This is a genomic window from Streptomyces sp. NBC_01463 (assembly GCA_036227345.1).
Classification (GTDB): domain Bacteria; phylum Actinomycetota; class Actinomycetes; order Streptomycetales; family Streptomycetaceae; genus Streptomyces.
On sequence record CP109468.1, the window covers coordinates 8,746,570 to 8,769,886 of the forward strand.

8 protein-coding genes are annotated in these 23,317 nt (G+C 71.8%); 7 read left to right on the plus strand and 1 reads right to left on the minus strand.

Going from position 1 to position 23,317, the window contains the following annotated elements; genetic code table 11:
- The first annotated feature begins 45 nt into the window (after positions 1-45).
- Positions 46-1,533 carry a long-chain fatty acid--CoA ligase gene (locus OG521_38455; GenBank protein ID WUW26338.1) on the plus strand — a complete coding sequence of 496 codons (1,488 nt, stop codon included), beginning with the start codon at positions 46-48 and terminating at the stop codon, positions 1,531-1,533.
- Between the two features lie 341 nt (positions 1,534-1,874).
- Complete coding sequence (locus tag OG521_38460) at positions 1,875-5,966, plus strand: S8 family serine peptidase (GenBank protein ID WUW26339.1); 4,092 nt, start codon at positions 1,875-1,877, stop codon at positions 5,964-5,966.
- A 25-nt stretch (positions 5,967-5,991) separates the two neighbouring features.
- On the opposite strand, the gene OG521_38465 is transcribed toward OG521_38460, so the two are convergent.
- Positions 5,992-6,822 (minus strand): helix-turn-helix transcriptional regulator, encoded by an 831-nt coding sequence (locus tag OG521_38465; GenBank protein WUW26340.1) that lies wholly within the window; start codon positions 6,820-6,822, stop codon positions 5,992-5,994.
- A gap of 195 nt (positions 6,823-7,017) precedes the next feature.
- Between OG521_38465 and OG521_38470 the strand changes: the two genes are divergently transcribed.
- The 5 genes from OG521_38470 (at position 7,018) to OG521_38490 (ending at position 23,314) form a co-directional block, all read left to right on the plus strand.
- On the plus strand, positions 7,018-10,770 hold the full coding sequence (locus tag OG521_38470; GenBank protein ID WUW26341.1) for a S8 family serine peptidase: 3,753 nt from the start codon (positions 7,018-7,020) through the stop codon (positions 10,768-10,770).
- A gap of 269 nt (positions 10,771-11,039) precedes the next feature.
- Positions 11,040-14,336, plus strand: coding sequence for a S8 family serine peptidase (locus OG521_38475; GenBank protein WUW26342.1), 3,297 nt, complete (start codon positions 11,040-11,042; stop codon positions 14,334-14,336).
- A 222-nt stretch (positions 14,337-14,558) separates the two neighbouring features.
- Entirely contained in the window at positions 14,559-15,416 is an 858-nt protein-coding gene (locus tag OG521_38480) for a helix-turn-helix transcriptional regulator (protein WUW26343.1), read from the plus strand.
- Positions 15,417-15,563: 147 nt separating this feature from the next.
- Entirely contained in the window at positions 15,564-19,307 is a 3,744-nt protein-coding gene (locus OG521_38485; GenBank protein WUW26344.1) for a S8 family serine peptidase, read from the plus strand.
- A 416-nt stretch (positions 19,308-19,723) separates the two neighbouring features.
- A complete protein-coding gene (locus tag OG521_38490; GenBank protein ID WUW26345.1) occupies positions 19,724-23,314 on the plus strand; it encodes a S8 family serine peptidase in 3,591 nt (1,196 codons plus the stop codon).
- The last annotated feature ends 3 nt before the right edge of the window (positions 23,315-23,317 follow it).

Genomic DNA, 23,317 nt, shown 5'->3' on the forward strand with positions numbered 1-23,317 from the left:
ATCGGAACCTCTCGCCCTACGCACCCACCAGAACAGGACCCCTCAGTGAACCTTGCCGACGCTCTCGCCCGGACCGCCGCGGAACACGGCCCCCGCACCGCGGTGGAACTCGGCGACGCCTCACTCACCTACACCGAGCTCGACACCCTGGCCGGCCGGGCTGCCGCACTGCTCGGCGACCACGGCATCGCAGCCGGCGACCGGGTGGCGGTCATGCTGCCGAACCTGCTCGAATTTCCTGTGCTCTACTACGCGACGCTGCGGGCCGGAGCAGTCGTCGTCCCCATGAACCCGCTGCTCAAGCCCCGGGAGATCGCGCACCATCTGCGGGACTCCGGCGCTTCGCTGGTCTTCGCCCACGCGTCGCTCTCCGCCACGGTGGCCGCGGGCGCGGAGGCCGCCGGATCGGACGCGGTGGTCGTACCTGTCGCCGAGGGCTCCCTCCCCGAGCTGCTCGCCGGCCACACCGAACCCCTCACCACGTCCAGGGGTGCGGACGGGGACACGGCCGTGATCCTCTACACCTCGGGAACGACGGGCCTTCCCAAGGGTGCGGAACTGACGCACGACAACATCGGCCGCAACTCCGGGACGGCCGCCCGCACGTTGTTCCACCTCACGCCCGATGACGTACTGCTGGGCGGCCTGCCCCTCTTCCACGCGTTCGGCCAGGTCGTCGCGATGAACACCGCGGTCGCCGTCGGCGCCCGTCTGGTCCTGCTGCACCGTTTCGAACCCGTCGCGGCGCTGCGGGTCATCGCGGAGCGGGGCGTCACCGTCTTCGCCGGTGTGCCGACCATGTACGCCGCCATGCTCACCGCCGGCCGCCGCCAGCCCGGTGCTCATGACACCTCGTCCCTGCGGCTCTGTCTGTCCGGCGGCGCGTCCCTGCCCGTCGAGGTGTTGCACGACTTCGGCGAGATCTTCGGCTGCCCCGTGCTGGAGGGATACGGCATGTCGGAGACCTCGCCCATCGCCTCCTTCAACCACCTCGACCGGCCCCGTAGGCCCGGCTCCGTCGGAACCCCCATCGAGGGCGTCGAGATGCGCCTCGACGACGCCGTCGGCGGCGTCGGCGAACTCTGCGTCCGCGGCCACAACGTGATGAAGGGCTACTGGGACCGGCCCGACGCCACCGCTGAGGCCCTCAGGGACGGCTGGCTGTACACGGGTGACCTCGCCCGGGTCGACGAGGACGGTTTCTACTACATCGTCGACCGGAAGAAGGACCTCGTCATCCGGGGCGGGTTCAACGTCTACCCCCGGGAGATCGAGGAGGTCCTGTACGAGCACCCCGCCGTCGCCGAGGCCGCGGTGGTGGGCCTTCCGCATGAGACGCTCGGCGAGGAGATCGGTGCGGCCGTCGCCCTCCGCCCCGGTGCCGAGGCGGCGACTCCCGAGGAGATCCTGGAGTTCGTCAAGGGCCAGGTCGCGGCGTACAAGTACCCCCGCGTCGTCTGGGTGGTCGCCGACCTGCCCAAGGGCGCCACCGGCAAGATCCTCAAGCGTGAGGTTGCGGCCACCCGCCCCTGACCGCGCACCGGCACACCGTTGCCCCGTCCGCCGCCGAACCGGTGGACGGGGCGAGGCCGCCGAGGCCCTTTCCCGCCGGCGTCCTTAAGGCATGCCGGCAACCCGCCACCCCGGGCCCCTGCCCGCGGTCCGGCTTCGTCCCATGGACCTTCCGGGACGCAACCGCCCCCCCAGCCCCCTCGTCCCGCACGCCCGTCGGCCGGATCAGGACCGCCTCGCCGGTGATGGCGGTTTGACGACACGTCGTGAAGCCGCCAGCGGCGGCCCTTCCGTCTTGCTCCGCCACGCGCCGATGATCGTGCGAACGTCCCCGGCGCAGCCCAGAGCGGAGCAAGGCAGAGATGACGCACGTCCCGGAACGAAGAGGCCTGTCCCTGGTGATGGCGGCCGCCGTCCTTGCCGCCGTGGCGGGCGCGGCACCCGCGGCCGTCGCCGCACCGAACCCGAGCTCCACGCAGAGCGCCGGCAGCGTGCTCGCCTCCCTGGACGGCCAGGAGCGAGAGGCACTGCACCGGATGGCCACCCTGGACCTGGGCGGACTCCACGTCACGGACAAGGCGCTGAAGTCCGCCGACCCCGTCGACGTCATCGTGCAACTGCGGACGCCGCCCGCCAGGACCGCCCGTCTGCTCGCCGCCGCCGAGGGGCGCAGCCTCAGCGAGACGGACGCGAGCGCCGCGGTCACCGAGGCCCAGAGTGCGTTCCGTGACGTGCTGAAGGACATGTTCCCCGCGAAGCAGGCGACCGCGGGGAAGTCCGGCCGGCAGTCCCAGGCGCCCCGGCTGCACCGCAGCTACACCCACAGCTTCGACGGGGTCAGCCTCAGGCTGCCGGGTGACCGGGTCGCCGAGCTCCTCGACCACGCGGAGGTCGCCTCGGTGTGGCCCGACACAGCCGTGAAGGCGCTCTCCGACCCGGAGACCACCTCGGCGGGCAGCCAGGAGACCGGCAGCGCCGAGGACGGCGTGGCCCGCCTGCACGCCGAGGGCATCACCGGCAAGGGCGTCAAGGTCGGCATCATCGACACCGGCATCGACTACCGGCACCCCGACCTCAAGGGCGTGTACAAGGGCGGCTACGACTTCGTCGACGACGACGCCGACCCGATGGAGACCACGTACGAGGACTGGAAGGCCTCCGGCCAGGCCGAGACCAACGCCGGTTCCACGTACTACACCGAGCACGGCACCCACGTCGCCGGCATCATCGCCGGGCAGGGCGCCGACGCGAAGGCGCGCGCCGCGCACGGCGTCGCCCCCGACGCCTCCGTGCACGCCTACCGCGTTCTCGGTCCCTACGGCAGCGGCAGTACCAGCAACATCCTCGCCGCCATGGACAAGGCGGCCGACGACGGCATGGACGTCGTCAACATGTCGCTGGGCGCCGCCATCAACGACCCGCTCAGCCCGCAGTCCATAGCCGCCGACAACCTGGTCCTCGCGGGCGTCACCACAGTCATCGCAGCCGGCAACAGCGGCCCCAATGCGGGCACCGTCGCCACGCCGGCCGCCGCCGCCCTCCCGCTGACGGTCGGCGCCCACTCCGAACCGCTGACCCTGCCCTCGTACAAGCTGAGCGCCGGATCGGTGACGGCGGAGGGTCGGCTGCTCGCCCAGCCCTACGGCGACGCCCTGGACAAGCTGACGGACGGCTCCCTCGACGTCGTCGACGTCGGCACCGGCACGGCCGCCGGCTACACCGGCAAGGACGTCACGGGCAAGGCCGCCCTCGTCCGGCGCGGCGGCATTCCGCTGGACGAGAAGGTGCGGCGCGCACAGGACAAGGGCGCCGCGGCCGTTCTCCTCGTCAACGACAACGCCGCCGAAGGGCACATCCCGTTCTACATCGGTGAGAACCCGAACTACGTCCCGGCGTTCTCACTGACCGCAGCGGACGGCGCCGCGCTGATGGCGGCCGGTGCCGACGTCTCGTTCACGTCGGCCGGAACCTTCCGCCTCGGCGACGGGTCGCTGGCCGACTTCAGTTCGCGCGGCCCGGTCTACGGCAGCGCCGCCATCAAGCCCGAGGTCACCGCGCCGGGCGTCAGCGTCCTGTCGTCCGTCCCGGCCGACATCGTCGACCCGGCCGGCGGCGACTACACCTACGCGTACGCCCGCCTCAGCGGAACCTCGATGGCCGCGCCGTACGTCGCCGGCACCGCCGCACTGATGCTCCAGCACGACCACCGACTGAGCCCCGACGACATCAAGACGGCACTGATGAACACGGCGACGCCGCTGCCCGGCGACGTCAGCGTGTTCGAGGCCGGTGCCGGAGCGGTCGACCCGTACGCGGCCGTGCACGCCACCACCGCCGTACAGGTCCCGGAGACCACCCCGCACGTCACGGTCGACGGCACGCAGACCGAAGTCGACGCCGTCACCGGCGCGTTGGACCTCGGTGTGCTGCCGGTGGGGCGTGCCACGAGCCTCAAGCGCACCCTGCGCGTGGTCAACGACAGCGGCAGGCCCGTCACGTACGACGTGCGCACGGCCTTCAGCCGAGGCTCCGGCGCTTCCGCGGACGCAGACGCCGCGCACATCACCCTGACCACCAGTGACCGGATCAAGGTCGGAGCCCACGGCAAGAAGTCCGTCGCCGCCGCCCTGCGCGTGCCCGCCGGAGCCCCGGCCGGCTACTACGAGGGCACGGTCACGCTGACACCGCGGAGCGGCAACGGGCTGCCCGCCCTCCACGTCCCGTTCGGCATGCGTGTCGCCGCCTCCGGGTTCGCGGAGGTCGACATGACCAAGTCCGTCATGTCGACGGGACGGGGTTCCGATGAGGGAGCCGTAGGGTCCGGCGCGGCCACCTTCAACCTGCGGATGGCCGGACAGCTGCGCAGCATCGACATCTTCCTCACCGACGCCGACGGCAAGGACCTCGGCTACGTCGGCGGCATCAACACCGTCGGTCTCACCGAGGGTGTCCTCTACGGCCCCGCGACGGTCGGTCCCTGGTACTTCCCGTCGACCGGTGACAAGGCCACCCCGTTCGACCCGCGCGGCCGCTTCATCGACGACGGCCACTACAAGCTGCGCATCGTCGGCACGGACGCCGCCGGTGGCACCGACAGCGAACTGCGTGACGTGTACGTGGACTCGGAACTTCCCTCGTACCAGGACGCCTACGGAGCCTGGGACCCGGCCCACCCCACCGTCGTCGAACAGCCCGCCGACGCCACGACGTTCCCCGTGACCGGCACTCTGCTGGACGCCCAGGCCGACGACATCCGCGATGCGGGCCTCGACATCGGCCAGAGCGACAACCGCCTGTACTACTCGCTCTACAGCCCGAACGCACCCGAGGGCAGCTTGCCGGTGGCGTCCGACGGGGCCGTGGACGGGCAGGTCAAGACCCCCGTCGGCCCGCCCGTCACGCATCTCAAGCTGTGGCCCACGGACGCGGCGGGCAACATCAGCGGCATCCGCCAGATCAACATCATGAGGAAGGGCACGCCCTACGTGGTCGGCGACGCGAGCGCGTCCTCGGCGCGGGCCGGGGACCGTGTCACGTACACGCTGACCGCACACGAGCTGAAGAACTGGAAGACGTTCACCTCGCAGATCCGCTACGACGACCGGAACGTCAAGCTCGTCTCCATCGAACCGACCGCGGAACTGAAGGCCCACGGCCCCTCCACGATCCGCCGCACCGACGTATCGGCCGGATCGTCCTCGTACAGCACGCTCTCCTTCGATGTCGCCGACAGCGCGGGCCTCAGCGGCGATGCGATGCCGTTGGCGAAGGTGACGTACGAGGTGACCGGTGGGACGGTGACGGCGAACGCCGGCCTGAGCACGGGCAGCACCTCGGCCGTCGACACGGCGGGCACCAAGACGAACCTGAACATCCTGTTCTACGGTGCGGTGCGGATGCTCAACCCGACCTCTACCTTCGTCGCCCGCCCGGCCGTCCAGGCCCTGCTGACCCGGGAAGGCGCCTACGACAATGTCCGCGACCACACCGCCGACGGCATCGAGGCGACCCTCACCGCACCCGACGGCACCAGCCGCGAGGCCGCCGTGGACAAGGCGGGCCGGATCTCCGTCAGCGGGCTGACCCCGTCCGACAAGCCGTACCGGTTCCGGGTCACGGCGCCAGGTCACTTCACCTGGACCGAGGACATCGACCTCGGCCTGGACGGAACCTGGGGCGTCGCGGGCAACACCGCCAGTTCGGCGGCCGCCCTCGTCGCCGGTGACGTCAACGGCGACGACGTCGTCGACGTCCGGGACGCGGCAGCCGTGTACGCGGCGCGGGGGACGGCCGAGCGCGCCGCCGACATCGACCACGACGGCACCGTCGGCGCGAAGGACCTCGCCTGGGTGAAGGACAACTACCTGGCGCAGAACAGCAGGGCCGACCGGTACACCGACCCGGTCAAGCGCCTGCGCGGCAAGTCGCTGGAGGACTACCTGGACCTGATGTAGCCGGGCGGCCGTCGTGACGGGGTTCTCAGACCCAGTTGTTGCGCATCGCGTACCAGCCCAGCTGGACGCGTGACGCCACGGCGGCCAGATCCATCAGCGCCCGGACCCGGCGCTGCACCGTACGCGGCGACGTGCCCAGCTGATGGGCCGTCGCCGCGTCCGTGAGTCCGGACAGCATCAGCTGCAGAATGCGGCGGTCGGTGGGACTCAGGTCGCCGTCCTCGCGCAGATACGGGCGCGAGCGGCGCCACACCGACTCGAACAGCTCGATCGCCAGAACCACGAGTGGCGGCCGCAGTTCCAGCGACCGTCCCGGCTCCACCTGGACCATGGCCGTCTCACCGTCCGCGATGAGCAGCTTGATCAACGGCTGGTCGACGACCCGGACCAGGTGGCCCCGTTCCACCCGCAGGTCCAGCGCGCGCAGCGCGGCCGGCTCGGAGAGGAAGTCGCGGTCCACGACGATGCGGTAGGAAGCGTCCGGATTGCCGTCCTTGCGCATCGGCGGTCCATTTCCGTCCGGCCGCTGATCGTCCGGTCCGTCCGGCCCGTCCGGCAGGGTCGTCGGTACGGGCGCCACCGTGTTCGCCCCCGACTGGAAGCCCCACAACGTGGTGCGGGCGGCGTACTCGATGTCGTAGATGCGCCGTGCCTGTTCCTCCCGGCTCTCCAGGACCCGGACGATATGGTCGTCGCTCCCGCCGGCGCCGGATCCCCACTGCCCGAGCAACCGGGCCAGCGCGGCGTCCGCGCCCCGCAGATGGTCCTGCAACTCGGTGAGCGACGCGCGCAGGGCAGGACCGGACGGCGCGGAGCCGGCGGGCCGCTGGGAGGGTGTTCCTGGGACGGGCGACATGCGCCCATTCTCGCCGCTCCCGTACACACCCGGCCAGGGACCCCTGTCGCGGCACGTCAGCGGCGTGCGGGTCCGCGGTGCCCGCCCTGTCGTGATTACGCCATGGCGGCCTCTCGCCAGCCCGAACGCCCCTATGAGGCACCGGAATTGGTGACGCTTCTGGTTCAGCACCCTTTCGACCAGGAGTTGTTCCCTGTGAGACGCATCAGACCATGGCGGACCACCGCCGCCGGGCTCGCGGCCGTTGCCCTGCTGGGCGTCGGCATACCCGCGGCTCAGGCCGGACCCGCCACCACCACACCTGTCACGGGCAGCGGGACCGACACCGCCCGCACCGTGACCGTCACCCTCGTCACCGGTGACGTCGTCGACGCCCGGGTCGACCACGACGGCCGGGTCCTCTCGGCATCGCCCCGCCCCGTGGACGGCACCGACCACCCCGCCGCCGTATGGCAGGACGGCGAGCGCACCTACGTGTTCCCGCAGGGCGTCGAGAAGCTCGTCGACGCCGGACTCGTCGACGTGCGCCTCTTCGACATCGGCCGGCTCGTCGCCGACGGCTACGACGACGTCCACTCCGCCACCATGCCGGTGATCGTGGAATACGCCGGGGGCCGCATGCCGCGCACCGCCCGCCCCGGCGTCAGGACGACCGCCGCGCTCGACTCCATCGGCGGCGCCGGACTGGCCGTCACCAAGACGTCCGCCGCCGACGCCTGGAAGGACCTGGCCCCGGCGAAGGACTCGGCCCGTGCGGCCGGCGGCGTCACCAGGATCTGGCTCGACGCCAAGGTCCGGGGGAACGCCGTCGACGCACTCGGTACCCCGACCGTCCCCCTCACCGGAGCCGCCACCGCGCACAAGGCGGGGCTCGACGGGTCCGGCGTCAAGGTTGCCGTCCTGGACACCGGTGTGGACGCCGGCCACCCCGACCTCGCGGGCCGGATCAAGCAGACCAAGGTGTTCGTCCTCAACCAGGACGCCCAGGACCGCACCGGCCACGGCACCCACACCGCGTCCACGATCGCCGGAACGGGCGCCGCCTCCGCCGGCCGGTACGCGGGCATGGCCCCGGGCGCAGACCTCCTCGTCGGCAAGGTGCTCGGCGACGACGGCTCCGGCGCCCTCAGCGGCATCGTCGACGGCATGGAGTGGGCCGTCGCCGAAGGTGCCCAGATCGTCTCCATGTCCCTCGGTGCTGACGGCTCCACCAGCTGCACCGGGCCGGATGTCGAAGCCGTCCAGCGGCTCAGCGGCAAGGCCCTGTTCGTCATCGCGGCGGGCAACGCCTCGCTGCGCGGCACCGTCTCCACGCCGGGCTGCGCACCCGGAGCCCTCACCGTCGGCGCCGTCGACCGCAAGAACGAGACGGCGTCCTTCTCCAGCCGCGGACCCTCCGCCGACGGGATCAACGCCAAGCCCGACATCGCCTCCCAGGGCGTCGACGTCGTCGCGGCCCGCGCGGGCGGCCGTGACGCGCAGGCGTACCAGTCGATGTCCGGCACCTCCATGGCAACCCCGCACGTCGCCGGCGGCGCCGCGCTCCTGCTCCAGCAGCACCCGGGCCTGGCCCCCGCCCGCCTCAAGGCGCTGCTCACCTCGTCGGCGAAGGGCACCGACGCCCCCGTCCTCGACCAGGGCGCCGGGCCGATGGACGTGGCCCGGGCGACCACCCAGCCGGTTGTCGGCGACCCCAATCCGCTGCTGGGCGACTTCGCGTACCCGCAGGCGGGACTCGACGCGGTCGACCGTGCGGTCACGCTGACCAACGTCACGGACAAGGACGTCACGCTCACCGTCGCCGTCGGCGACGTCCGCGGCGACGACGGCTCCCGCGTCCGCGGCTTCGCCTCGGCCGCCCGCACCCGGGTCACCGTCCCCGCGAACGGCACCGCCGACGTTCCGGTGCGCATCGACCCCGCGGCGAAGCTCGACGCCGGCGACTACGGCACCCTCACCGGCCGCCTCGTCGGCACGGGCGCGCACGGCGTGCGCGTCACCGTTCCGTTCGGCGTGCACCTGGAGGTGCCGTCGGCCGACCTGACGGTCAAGGGCTTCGACCGGCACGGCGACCCGGCGTCGTCGCTCTCGTCATTCCAGCTGTTCGACGACCACCGCGACACCGCCGGCAGGTACGTCATCGGCTACCCCGAGGCCGGCAGCACCACGATCCGGGTGCCGCTCGGCAGCTACTCCCTCAGCGGGATGATCATGACCAGGGACGAGCCGGGCGACATCGGCAGCGTGGCCTCGGTGTCCCAGCTCTACCGGCCGGAGCTCACCGTCTCCGGAGACACCACCGTCACCCTGGACGCCCGCGACGCCGAGCGGGTCGCGTGGGACACCGACCGGGCGAGCCGGCCCAACGGCTTCGCGATCGGCCTGACCTACGGACTGGACGACACCGGCCGGATGCTCGCCGGTTACGCGACCTCGGTTCCGTCGTACGTCAAGGAGATCTACGCCCAGCCGGTCCGGCACGCCGACAAGGTCACCTTCCTCGCCTCCGTACGGCAGACCGCGCCGCAGGCCCGGTTCACCACGGGCGGCGGACGGGTCCTGGACTCGCTGCCGGTGCAGAAGGCCACCGAGTTCGACGGCCGGGGATCCGCCGAGGTCGTCGCGATCGGCAAGGGAACGGACGCCAACTTCGCGGCCCAGGACCTGAAGGGCAAGGTCGCCCTGGTGGACGCCGGGACGGGCGGCGGCAACGCCTACCTGTGGGACACCGCTGCCAGGAAGGCCGGAGCCGCCGGTGTGCTGGCCGCGGTCCCCGACAGCAAGGGCCGCTTCCAGATCACCGGCCCCGAGGGGGGTCTTCCGCAGGCCACCATCACCTGGGACGACGCCCTCACGCTGAAGGCGGAGGCCGGGCAGACGGGTTCGGCGAAGCTGAGCTGGTCCGGCACGGCGACCGCGAACAGTCCGTACGTCTACAACCTGGCGTACACCTCGAAGGACGCGATCCGCCCCGGCATCCAGCGGGTCCGTGACAGCAAGCTCGCCGTCACCGACGCCCGTTACCACGTGCAGCAGGCCACGGGCGACACGACGTACTGGTCCGATGTGAAGGTGGGCCTGCCCGGCTTGGCCGCCGTGTGGGCCGGTGGCACGACGCTGCCGCTGCACGCCCCGCAGCAGCGCACCGAGTACTTCACGCCGTCCGGCAGTGAGGGGCTGACCTGGACCACGCTGATGCGCCGGGACCTCGGCACGACCAGCGGCACCGCGTACGACGGACCGCGCGCGGTGCGGCAGGGTGCGTCCACGGCGAACTGGTACAAGTCGCCGTACGGCCCCGTGCGCAACACCTACAGCCCCGCGCTGATGACCCGTAACAGCAACCGGCTCACCTTCACCATCGCCCCGTTCGGCGACGCCGGGGGTCACGACTCCACCATCGCCCGGCTCGACTCCGGCACCCGTCAACTGCTCGTGAACGGCGAGCCGCAGGCCCAGGTCTCGGGCATCTACGAGATGCCCCGGGAGCAGGCCGACGTGACGTTCCGCCAGTCGTGGCAGCGGCCCGCCACCGGCATCGACCGCACCGGGCTGGCCTACAGCACGGAGTGGAACTTCCGCTCCGGCGCCGCCGACCAGGGTGCCCAGCGCCTCCTCGTCCCGGTGCTCGACCTGCCGTCCGATCTGCGCAACTCCCGCCCGGCGGGCGAGGCGACGACGATCGGTGTCGGCGCGGTCGTGGACGGTGCGGACGGACCGGTCGCCCTGCAGGACGCCCGCGTCGAGTACGGCTACGGTGAGCAGGCCACCACGGCCGCGGTCACCGACTGGCACCCGGCACGGATGAAGCGGTCGCACGGGACCTGGCAGGCGGTCGTGCCCGGTGGCGTCCCCGCCGGCACCTTCGTCCATCTGCGCGTCACGCTCGCCGACGGACACGGGGCGCGGGTCGGCCAGACGATGATCCGCGCGTACGAGGTCCGCTGAGACACGCCGCGGGGCCACCCCTTCCGGGACGGCCCCGCGGCGCACGGACATCGGCCAAGGACGGCAGGACGTCCTCGGAATTCGAGGATCACGACATGTACGCCACCGAGCCGGGGCCGTCACACGACGGCCCGGCCCTTTCGTGTGCCCCGGCGCGGTGGCGGGTCTACGACGCGTCGTCAAGTCGCCACCACTCAAGCGTTGTTGAAGGTCCCTGCGCTGCGAGGATGCGACGAATCCATGCTCCATGAACCTTGGGGGTTCCCTTCATGCAGGTCAGATCCATCGTCGCCGCCGCCGGTCTGGTGGCAGCGACGCTCATACCCGTCACCGTCGCGCACGCAGCCGGCCCGCCTGGCCCGGCCGGCACCACCGCCCGGCCCGAGGTGCCCGCCACCTTCACGGTGCCGCTGCCCACCGGCGACACCGTCACGGTCGAACGCTCCGGCGCCGCCATCCGCTCGGCCACCGTCAGCCCGGCACCCGGCCGCGAGGACGTCTCCTTCACCACCAGTTCCGTGGGATCGGACGACGTCAGCGTCATCCCCTCGGACGCCGATCCGCTGCTCGCCGCCGGCCGGCTCGACCCCCGCCTCTTCGACGTCAAGGCGCTGCTGGAGGCCGGTTACGGCACGAAGGGCACCACCGCCGACGGCGGCGTGGGCATGATCGTCCAGCACGCCAAGGGCGCCGGCGCCGCGCGGAAGGCCCGTACGGCGGCCGGCGTCTCGGCCCGCCCCGGCCACGCGATCCCCCGCCTGGGGCTGACCTCGCTCGACCCGCGCGGCCGCACGGACGCCGCCGCCACCTGGAAGCGCCTCACCGGCACCGGCCGCTCGCTGGCCGGCGGTGCGAACAAGCTCTGGCTGGACGGCCGGATGCACGTTGCCCTGGACAAGAGCGTCCCGCAGATCAACGCTCCGCAGGCATGGTCCGACGGGTACACCGGCAAGGGCGTCACCGTCGCCGTCCTCGACAGCGGCTACGACTCCGACCACCCGGACCTGGCGGGCCGGGTGAGCGTCTCGTCCAACTTCCTCGGCGGCGACACCGCCGAGGACGACAACGGCCACGGCACCCACGTGGCCTCCACCATCGCCGGCGTCGACAGCACCTACCGCGGCGTGGCCCCAGACGCGTCGCTGGCCGTGGGCAAGGTCTGCGACAACACCGGCTCCTGCCCGACCTCGGCGGTTCTGGCCGGCATCGACTGGGCGGTCAACACCGTCCACGCCAAGGTCGTCAACATGAGCCTGGGCGGGCCGGCCGACGAGACGGACCCCGCCATCGCGGCCATCAACGACCTGTCGGCGAGCAGCGGCACGCTCTTCGTCGTCGCCGCCGGCAATGACGGCGAGTACGGCACCGGCACGGTCGGGGCGCCCGCCATCGCCAACGCCACCCTCGCCGTCGGCGCGGTCGACGCCGACGACGAACTCGCAGCGTTCTCCAGCCGAGGCCCGCGCACCGGTGACAACGCGGTCAAGCCCGACATCACGGCACCCGGCGTCAGCATCGTCGCCGCGAAGATGGGCGGCGGCCACACCTCCAAGAGCGGTACGTCGATGGCGACGCCGCACGTGGCGGGCTCCGCCGCGCTCGTCGCCCAGGCGCACCCCGACTGGAACGGCGAACAGATCAAGACGGCGCTCATGAACAGCGCCGAGCCGAACACCAAGCGCGCGCCGTACCAGCAGGGCACCGGCCGCGTCGACGTGGGCACCGCCGTGCGGCAGACGGTCCTCGCCTCCCCGGCGAACCTGACGACGACGGCCGGCTGGTCCGACGGCGCCGGCAAGGACACCGAGCACACCATCACCTTCACCAACAACGGTGACAGCGCCACGACGCTCGACCTGGCCATCGAGAAGCCGCTCTCGCCCACCGCCCAGCCGGGCAACGCCGGGCAGTTCTCGGTCGACCGCGACCAGGTCACCGTCCCCGCGCACGGCACCGCGACCGCGACCGTCACCACCCGCGCCACCCTGCTGCCGCACGGCCCGTGGTCCGCGGTCCTTACCGCCTCGCAGGACGGCACGCCCGTCACCCGTACGATCCTCGCCGTGAACAGCCCCGTGCCCAGCCACCAGGTGACGGTCCACGCCGAGCAGCGCGACGGCACGCCGGCCACCGGCACGGCCCTGCTGGTCAACCGCTGGACCGGCGACCGCTACCCGGTCCGCCTCACCGCGGGCACCGGAGCGCTGACCGTGCCCGAGGCCCAGTACTGGATCGGCATGACGATCACCAGCGGCACCGGCACGGAGCGCACCACCACCATGGCCGCCACCTCCGTCACCCCGATCGAGGACACCACGGTCGACCTCGACGCCCGCACCGCCGTCCCGGTCGCCGTCGACGTCCACGACCCGGCCGCCCGTGCCACTGCCGTACAGGCCGCGCTCGCGCTGCCCGCCGGCACCGGCACGTACACGCTGAGCGTGGTCACCACCGGCGAGCGTGCCGGACACACCCTGTACGCGACGCCGTTCGCAGAGGGGGACGCCAAGTACCGTACGTTCGCCGTGTTCGCGTCCAAGGACGCCTCCACGCAGGCACCCAGCCCGTTCTTCTACCATGTGGCACGGACCTGGAACGACGGTGTGCCGGCCGGCCCCGCCTTCTCGGTCCACCGCCGTGACCTGACCGACGTACGCGTCCACCTCAACGCCCAGGGCGCTCCTGCCGCCGGTACCACCGGGGCTACGCCGGACGACGACGCCCTGCTGCCGCTCTTCATCGACCAGCAGGTCCGTTTCCCCTCGATCGTGCGTGACTACCGCACAGCCGGTGAGTGGCTCGACCGGGCCACGATCGCCGGCCGTCAGTCGATCGCGACCTCGGCACAGACCTTCGGCCCGCACGCCCTGCGCCGACTGGACTTCGCGGCCGCGGTGGTCGGACCGGCGCTGCCCGCCGTGGCCGCCTACCGGGTCGACGACACCGTGGTCTGGGCCGGAACGCCGTGGTTCGTCGACGGCGACGGCACCCGCGGCGGCTCCGACTGGGGCGCCACGGGAACGCTCAAGCTCGCCAAGGACGGGCAGCAGGTGAGCCAGTGGAGTGCCATCGGCAGCGCCAAGTCCGTCGCGGCCCCGGCCGGTCCGGGCCGGTACACCCTGGACGCGGACCTCACCCGTGACCAGGCCTATGCCGCCCTGTCCACCCGGGTGCAGGCGCAGTGGGCCTTCGACTCGGACACCGACGCAGGGGCCGGCACCGTCCTGCCGCTGATGGCCGTCCGCTTCACCCCGCACGGTCTCGACGAGTCCGGCGGAGCACGGTTCCTCGCCGTGACGCGAGTCGACCTGGCCGTCCAGCGTGCCCCGGGCGCCGCCGAAGCCGCCGTCGGTCCCACCCGGCTGGAAGTCAGCTGGGACGACGGGGTCACCTGGCACACCGTCAAGGTGACTGCTGGAAAGCATGGTTCGCCGGAGCACGCCTATCTGATCGCCCCCCTCCGTGCCTCGTACGCGACCCTGCGCGCCACGGTCGCGGCGAGTGACGGCAGCTCGGTGAAGCAGACCGTCACCCGGGCCTTCCGGGTCAACAAGTCCCTCGGCTAGACGGGACCCGAGCGGGCCGGCTCCTGCTGGGGAGCCGGCCCGCTTTCACGTGCGCGGGGGTGGCGAGGATACGACATGACGTACTTTCGCCATCGTCGCCTCCCGGACAGTGGCGCGCCGCTCAACGGCCGGTAATCCCAAGGTGAACGGGCCCTTCCGTGCTTCCGCCGGGCGGCTCCGGACCCGGGGAGGTGCTTGTGGCCGTCGGCGAGACTGAGGCCCATGTCCACGTCCAAGCCCCCGCCCGATCCCGGAAATCCCGCGAGGCCCACCGAGGTGCCGGAGCGTGCGTCTCGTCCGCTCGCCCGCTACCCCGCGCACGACGAGGCGCCGGAGGAGACGGAGGAGAGACTGCGGGCCGTCTTCCGGCAGTTGGGGGAGGACCTGCGGCGCGCCGAGTCGGCCGTGGCCGGCCTCGTACGCGCCCGGCCCGCGGACGACGGTCTGGTGTACGTGGAGACCGTCGACGGCCCGGTGGACCAAGGGCGCAGGGTCCTGGAGCTGGAGACCGGCGCCCGGCACACGTTCCAGGCGTTCCTGACCGGACTGAACACCGTCACACCGGTCCCGAGGACCTTGACGTCGCCTGCGGACGCTGCGCCGCCCGGGTTCGACTCGGTCCCCGGGGTCACCTACCAGCTCCTGGTCGACCGCGACTTCCTCGCCGAACCGGCGGCGGTGGCCGCCCTGGAGGAGCGGGTGCGCCGAGGTGAGCAGGTCCGGGTGATCGACAGCCCTCTGCTGAAACTGGCCATCGCCGACGGTGAGGTCGGCATGGTCCAGCTCGGCCCGGAGCGCGCGGTGCTGCTGCGGCAGCCGCTCACCATGCTGGTCACCGAGCTGTTCGCGACCGCGTGGCGGCACTCCCGTCCCTATCTGCGCGAGGTCGCCGAACTCGCCCCGGTCGACCGGCAGATCCTCCAGCTGATGCTTTCCGGCCTCACGGACGCGGCCACCGCCAAGCAACTGGGCACCTCGCCGCGCACCGTCCAGCGAAGACTGCGGGCGCTGATGGACCTGGCGTCGGTGACGTCCCGGCTCCAGCTCGGCTGGTACGCCATGCGCAACAACTGGATGTGACGGCCGGCCGCACCACCGGGTGGCGAAGCGGCGACAGCGCGCACGCTGTCGCACACTCGCCACCGGTACACCTTGTCGTGGCGCGCGGGCATCCGCGAGGCTCCGGGGATCTCCCTGCACTTCCCCCGTGTCGACAAGGAGCCCCGCGTGCCCGGATCCAGACGGTTCCCTCTACTGGCGGCGGCCGCCGCCCTCGCCCTGAGCGTGAGCGGCCTCGGCCAGACGCCAGGCGTGGCCGCCCCGTCCGTCCCCGAAAGCCCCGGCCCGGCAGCGCAGCCCACGGAGCATCAGGTCACGCTCGTCACCGGCGACGTGGTGCGTCTGACCCAGTGGCCGGACGGCCGCCGCTCGGCGATGCTCGTCCCCGCGGAGGGCGGCACCGTCCGCCACAACGCGTTCATCAGCGAATCGTCCGACGGCCTGTTCGTCATCCCCGAACAGGCGCAGGAACTGGTCGACGCCGGCAAGGTCGACGCGCGGCTGTTCAACGTCAGCGCCCTGGTCGAGCAGGGGTACGACGACGCGCGCTCCGCCGACCTGCCACTGATCGTTTCCTACGGCTCCGGCGCCCGCGCGGCCCGTGCCGCCGTGCCCGACGGCGCCGCGCGCACCCGCACGCTGACAAGCCTCGGCGCCGCCGCGCTCCGTGCGCGCAAGAAGCGGGCCCGGACGTTCTGGGACGAGGCGGTGCGCCCCGGAAGCAAGGACGCGAGGACCGCGCTCGACGGGGGGATGACCCGGATCTGGCTCGATGCCAAGGTCACGGCCTCCCTCGACCGGAGCGTCCCGCAGATCGGTGCCCCGGCCGCCTGGCAGGCCGGCTACGACGGCAAGGGCGTGAAGGTCGCCGTGCTCGACAGTGGCATCGACGCGACCCACCCAGACCTGAGCGGCAAGGTCGTCGAGTCCCGCAACTTCACCACCGAGGGCGACACCGCGTCGGTGGTCGACAACAACGGCCACGGCACCCATGTCGCCGACACCGTCGTCGGCAGCGGCGCAGCCTCCGGCGGGAAGTACAAGGGCGTCGCCCCCGGCGCGCAGCTCGTCATCGGCAAGGTGCTCGACAAGAACGGCCAGGGGAGCACGTCCGCCGTCATCGGCGCCATGGAGTGGGCCGCGCACACCGGTGCCAAGGTGATCAGCATGAGCCTGGGCAGCGGCCCCGGCAACGGGGACGATCCGTCCAGTCTGGCCGTCGAACGCCTCACCGCGGAGACCGGCGCGCTGTTCGTCATCGCGGCCGGCAACGACGGGCCCGCGCCGAACACCGTCTCCAACCCCGCCGCCGCCCCCTCCGCCCTGGCCGTCGCGGCCGTCGACCACAACGACGCCACCGCGTCGTTCTCCAGCCGGGGCCCGCTCACCAACGGCTCGCTCAAGCCCGACATCGCCGCGCCCGGCGTCGGTATCGTCGCGGCCCGCGCCGCCGGTACCTCCAAGGGCCAGATCGTCGACGATCACTACACGGCGCTCAGCGGCACCTCCATGGCCACCCCGCACGTGTCGGGCGCGGCGGCGATCCTCGCCCAGGAGCACCCCGACTGGTCGCCGCAGCGGCTGAAGGACGCCCTGATGTCGACCTCCGAGTCCGTGGCGGGGGCCACGGGATACGAGCAGGGCGCGGGTCGGGTGGACATCGGCCGGACAACGGCCCGGACGCTCTTCGCGACCGGTTCCGTCGGTTTCGGCTTCTTCAAGTACGGCGCGGCGAACGAGCCGGTCGCCCGCACCGTGACCTACCGCAACGACGGTGACATGGCGCAGATCCTCGACCTGTCCGTACGCGGTGACAACGGCCTCGGCACCCCGCTGCCCGCCGGCATGGTGACCCCTTCCGCCGACACCGTCACCGTGCCGGCGCACGGCACGGCCGAGGTCGGCCTCACCGCAGATCCCGCGGCCGGACCGAGCGGCCGGATCAGCGGGACGCTGGCCGCCGAGGCGCGAGACGGATCGGCCACCGTGCACACCGAGTTCGGTCTGGTGAAGGAGGACCGGGCGGTCGCCCTCACCGTGCACGCCGTCAACCACACAGGGCAGCTCGCCTACCGCAACAGCGACGTGAGCCTCTACAACCTGGACACCGGCGCCCTCTCCACGCTTCCCCTCAATGCCAAGGGCGACGTGGTCTTCCGCGTGAAGCCGGGCACGTACAGCCTGATGGGCTTCCTCGCAGGGTTCGACGAGGCGGGAAAGCAGGTCATCGACTTCACGCTGGCCGGTGACCCGCAGATGGTCGTCGACAGCGACCGCACGGTCACCCTCGACGGCACCGCCGCGAAGGAGATCAAGGTCAGGACACCGACCCCGGCCGAGCACCGCGGTCTGATGGTGGGGTACGAACGCTCCAGCGGATCGCGCTCGGCGACGCAGATCGCGCAGCTCGACCAGTACGTGGACCACGTGTACGCGCTGCCGACCGAGAAGACCACCCGCGAGAGCTTCACCCTGTTCACCCAGTGGGTGATGTACACCCCCGAGATCCGCATCGACGCGGTCGGACACGGAGCCGTGCGCAGCCCGGAGTATGTGGTCGGCTCACCGAAGCTGGACGGTGTCTCGCTGCGCCGGGTCGTACCGGTCGGCACCGCCTCGCCGGCCGAGCTCACCGGCGTGAACCTGTCCGGCAGGATCGCGCTGGTCCGCGCCTCGGCGGACCTCTCGCTCACCGACCAGGTCACGGCGGCGGCCAAGGCCGGAGCCAGGGCGGTGATCCTCTACACCACCGAGCCCGGCCGGTACCTCGCCTCGGCGGGTACGGCCACCCTGCCGGTGCCCGCTCTCACGCTCGACGCCGGTCCTGGGCGGACACTGGCCCGGCAGGCCGCGTCCGGACACCAGGTCCTGCTGATCGCCGCGGAGGCCGACAGCCGGTACGCCTACGACCTGATGTTCCCGTGGGACGGGCAGATCCCCGACGACACCACGCTCAAGGTCGACACGACCACCACCGCCCGGGTCGAGGCCGACTACCACTCCCAGACCGAGCACCCCGCCGCCCAGGACCTTCGCTGGGCCTACCGGCCGGGCCAGGTGATCGCCACCTCCTGGACCACGCCGCGACCCCTGCCCGCGCCGATCCACCGCACCGAATGGGTGTCGGCGAACGGAGTGACGTGGCGTCACCTCGTCTATCTGGACAAGGAATGGGGCAGCCACTACAGCGGCCCGATGACCGACTACAGCCCTGGCCAGGTCGTCAAGGAGGACTGGCTCAAGCAGGTGGCCCGCCCCGCCGTCCCCGAGAACGACCCGGAGTACATCCCGGTGCGCGGTCCCGCCACGATGAATCCGGCGATCACCCCCTGGACCGACTCGGAGGCCGGTCACGACGGCGTGTACTCGTACGCCACCGACACGTTCTCCACCCAGCTCTCCGCACACGGCGAGGTGCTGGCGAAGCACATCACGGCCGTCGGTTCGTTCCCCGCTCCGTACGCCGAGCCGACCGAGTACACGCTGACCATGGACAGTGCTCGAACCGCCGACTACTGGAAGATGTCCACGCGCACCCACTCCGAATGGCGCTTCACCTCGGCCCGCCCGGAGTCGGGGACCGCTCCGCTGCCGCTGCTCCAGCTTTACTACGATCTTCCGCTCGACCTGCTCAACCGGGCGCCCGCAGGCGAGAAGTTCAGCTTCGCCGTGCGTACCGAGGAGCCCGGCACCACAGGCCCCGTGCGGGCCAGGACGCTGACGGCGGACGTCTCGTACGACGACGGAACGACCTGGCACAGGGCGGGGGTGACCGGCGGCGCCGACGGCCGGTTCACCGTCTCCGCCCACCACCCCAAGGGCTCCGGCTTCGTGTCGTTGCGCATCGGCGCCGAGGACGCCGACGGCAACTCGGTGCAGCAGACCATCACCCGGGCGTACGCCGTGAATTGACGGGAGCGGCCCGCCCCGCCGGGTGCCCCCGGACGCCATCGCGTCCGGGGGCACCCGGCGTCCCGGCGGCATTCCCATGCCCGTCCGGACGAACGGTTGGCGAGAGCGCGTCATGTCGCCAACTCGCCAGCCCCGCACCCCCGGTGACCTGCTGTGTCCGACCCATACTGCTGTGTGGTCACCCCCTTGCGAACGTCCCACGACTCATGCGTGGACTTCCTGTGAAGGAGCGTGCGTGTTGCGGCAACTTCCCTCACGGCGACGCGTCATCGTCGCCTCCTCGCCCCTGGGTGTCATGGGCCTGCCAAGGCAGTCGGGCCCCGGGCTGACCCCCGCCCCTTCGCCGGCGTGACGGCCCCGGCCGGCCCACGCCCCGGCCCGCCCCTGCTCATATCCTCCGGAAAGAGAGTTCGCACGTGACACAGCAACTCGCGCGACGGCACGGCCTGCTGGCCGCCGCGCTCACCGTGGCCATGGGGGTGCCGCTCCTCGCAGCGGTCCCCGCCACCGCCGACCCCGCACCGTCACCCGCGGCCGACCTGCGGGCCAAGGCCGACACCGAGGTGGTCCAGCAACTGGACAAGAAAGACACCACGACCTTCTGGGTGCAGCTCGGATCCAAGGCCGACACCACGGGCGCGAAGCGGGCGAAGACCCGGGTGGGCCGGGACAAGGCCGTCATCGCGGCCAAGAAGCAGCACGCCGTCACCACCCAGGCCGGCATCGAGGCCCTGGTGAAGAAGGCGGGTGCGCACTCCACCTCGTACTGGATCAGCAACACCCTCAAGGTCACCGGCGACAAGGCCCTCGCCCAGAAGATCGCCGCCCGCCCGGAGGTCGCCTCCATCGCGGCCGACAAGCTCCTCCAGCTGCCCGACGAACTGCCCGCCGAGCAGGAGCCGACGGTCGACGGCGTCGAGTGGAACCTCGACAGCATCAACGCGCCCAAGGTCTGGGACGAGTTGGGCATCAATGGAAGTGGCACGGTCGTCGCCAACATCGACACCGGCGTCGACTACCAGCACTCGACACTGATGAACAAGTACCGCGGCCTGAAGGCCGACGGCGCATACCAGCACGAGTACAACTGGTTCGACGCCACCGCGAGTTGCCCGGGCGACGCCCCTTGCGACGACCATGGACACGGCACCCACACGATGGGCACCATGGTCGGGGACGACCGTGACGGCAACAAGATCGGTGTCGCGCCGGGCGCCCAGTGGATCGCCGCCAAGGCGTGCACCCCGCTCGGCTGCGAGCAGGACGCGCTGATGGCGGCCGGCCAGTGGATCCTCGCGCCCACCGACCGCAACGGCGAGAACCCGCGCCCGGACCTGGCCCCCGACGTCGTCAACAACTCCTGGGGTGCCGACGTCATCGACACCTGGTACACGGACATGGTCCAGGCGTGGACCGACGCGGGCATCTTCTCCGCGTTCTCCAACGGCAACGCCGGCCCCGACTGCGCCACCGCAGGTTCCCCGGGCGCCTACACCAACAGCTACGCCACCGGTGCCTTCGACAGCGCCGGCGACATCGCGTACTTCTCGTCCCGGGGCACCGGCGAGGACGGTGCCGTCAAGCCGGACATCGCCGCCCCCGGCGTCGACGTCCGTTCGGCCGCCCCCGGTGGCGGATTCGCCGTCATGTCCGGTACGTCGATGGCCTCACCGCACACCGCCGCCACCGTCGCCCTGATGTGGGCGGCGTCCCCGGCGATACGCGGCGACGTCGCGGCCACCGAACGTCTCCTCGACCGCACCGCCCACGACGTGGATGACACCACCTGCGGCGGCAGCGCCGAGAACAACAACGTCTTCGGCGAAGGCCGACTCGACGCCTACGAGGCCGTCGCATCCGTTCCCCGCGGCCCGCTCGGCGGCCTCACCGGCACCGTCACCTCGGCCGGCGCACCGCTGGCCGGCGCCACCGTGGAACTCGACGGGCCGATGAACGCCCTGGCCGACACCCGCGCCGACGGCACGTACAGCCTGCCGAAGCTCATGGTCGGCGACTACAAGGTGAAGGTCACCAAGTTCGGCTACACGACCGCCGAATCGACCGCCACCGTCACGGAGGGCGGCACCGCCACCCGCGACCTGGCCCTCGCCCTCGCGCCCATCGGCACGCTCACCGGCACCGTGACCACGCTGTCCGGCCCCGAGGCCGGCGCGAAGATCGTGGTGGCGGGTGCCCCCGCCGACACCGCCACCAAGACGGCGGCCGACGGTACGTACGCGCTCCGGCTCCCGGCCGGTGACTACCAGCTGACGATCACCCCGGTCTCCCGGTGCGCCACGATCGGTTCGTTCGGCGTCCAGGTCGTCGAGGGCGACGGTGCCAAGAACCTCACCCTGCCCAACCGCGGCGACCGGTTCGGCACCGTGTGCCGGACCACGCACGACACCACGTTCCCCTCCGGCGCCACCAAGCTCAGCACCAGCAGCGACTACGACGGCTCGGCCACGGTCAAGTTCCCCTTCCCGGTGGCGCTGTACGGCAAGACGTACCGGCAGGCCGGCGCGAACATTGAGGGCTACCTCAGCTTCGAGACGTCCAACAACCTCAGCGCCAACCGGACCGTCCCCTACCCGGGGCTCCCCAACGGCTCCCTCTACCCGTTCTGGGACAACCTCCAGCTGGCCAGTGACGGCGGCGACATCTACTGGTCGGCCCGCGGCACCGCCCCGCACCGCGAGATCGTCGTGGAGTGGCGGAACGCGGTGACGTCCGCCGCGCGCACGCAGAGGCTCGACTTCTCCGTGGTGATCGGCGAGGACGGCACGTACTCCTTCCACTACCGCAATCCCACCGGCGGCGACTACGCGAAGGGCCTGGGCGCCACCATCGGGGCCGAGAACGCGGACGGCACCGACGCACTGGCGTACTCGTACAACGAGGCGTCCGTGAGCGACGGCCTGGCGGTCGAGTTCCGGCCCACCCGCAGCGCGGCCCTGACCGGCACCGTCATCGACGCCAACGACTCCAAGGCGCTCGCCGGAGCCACCGTCACCGTCGCGCGTGACGGCGAGCCCGTCGCCACCGGCACCACGGGGTCCGACGGCACGTACCTGGTGCAGACGCCGGTGACCGGCGACAAGACCGACTACGACGTCACCGTCACCGCCGCTCACTACGGCGCGGGAACTCGTACCGTCGCCCTCGCCACGGGCTCCACGGAACAGTTCTCCACCGCGCTGACCACCGGAAAGGTCACCGCCACCCCGGCCGCCGCGACGACCGTCGTCGTTCCCGCCGAGGAGAGCCGCCAGCGCACCCTCACCCTCGCCAACTCCGCCTCCGAATCCGGCTACACGGTCACCGAGGCCACTGGCGCCTCCTGGTTCAGCGCCGCGCCCGCACAGGGGCAGTTGGCCAAGGGCGGCGAGCAGAAGGTCGTCCTGACCTTCGACACGCACGGCGTGGCGCCGGGTACCGCTCTCAAGGGCACCGTCGTCATCGCCTCCGACAGTGGCCGCGCCCCGGAGATCAAGATTCCGGTCACCGTGTCCGTGCCCGCCTACCGCACGGCGATCGACGCCGGCGGGGCCAAGGCGTACACCGACTCCGCGTCCGACGCCTGGACCCCGGACCGGAAGTACACCGCCGGCTCGTACGGCTTCGTCGGCCAGTCCACAAAGACGAGCACCACCAACGCCATCGAGGACACCACCGACGACAAGCTGCTGCGCACCGCCCGCGAGGGCGCTCTCGAGTACCGCTTCGACCAGGTGCCGAACGGCACCTACCAGGTCGAGCTGGACTTCGCGGAGCTCGGCAAGGTCACGGCCGGACAGCGTCTCACCGACGTCCTCGCCGAGGGCTCCGTCCGCCTGCCCGACCTGGACATCGTCGCCGAGACCGGCGGCAGCTACCGGGCGCTCGCCAAGTCCTTCACGGTCACCGTCACCGACGGCCAGCTGAACGTCCGGCTGGTCGCCACCGGCGCCGAGAAGACCCTCGTCAACGCCGTCCGTGTCACCCAGCGTCCCGACCTGAGCAGCTGACCC

Coding starts and splice junctions, on each gene's coding strand:
- OG521_38480 (WUW26343.1), top strand. CDS start 14,559: ATGTCCACGTCCAAGCCCCCGCCCGATCCCGGAAATCCCGCGAGGCCC.
- OG521_38460 (WUW26339.1), top strand. CDS start 1,875: ATGACGCACGTCCCGGAACGAAGAGGCCTGTCCCTGGTGATGGCGGCC.
- OG521_38475 (WUW26342.1), top strand. CDS start 11,040: ATGCAGGTCAGATCCATCGTCGCCGCCGCCGGTCTGGTGGCAGCGACG.
- OG521_38465 (WUW26340.1), bottom strand. CDS start 6,822: ATGTCGCCCGTCCCAGGAACACCCTCCCAGCGGCCCGCCGGCTCCGCG.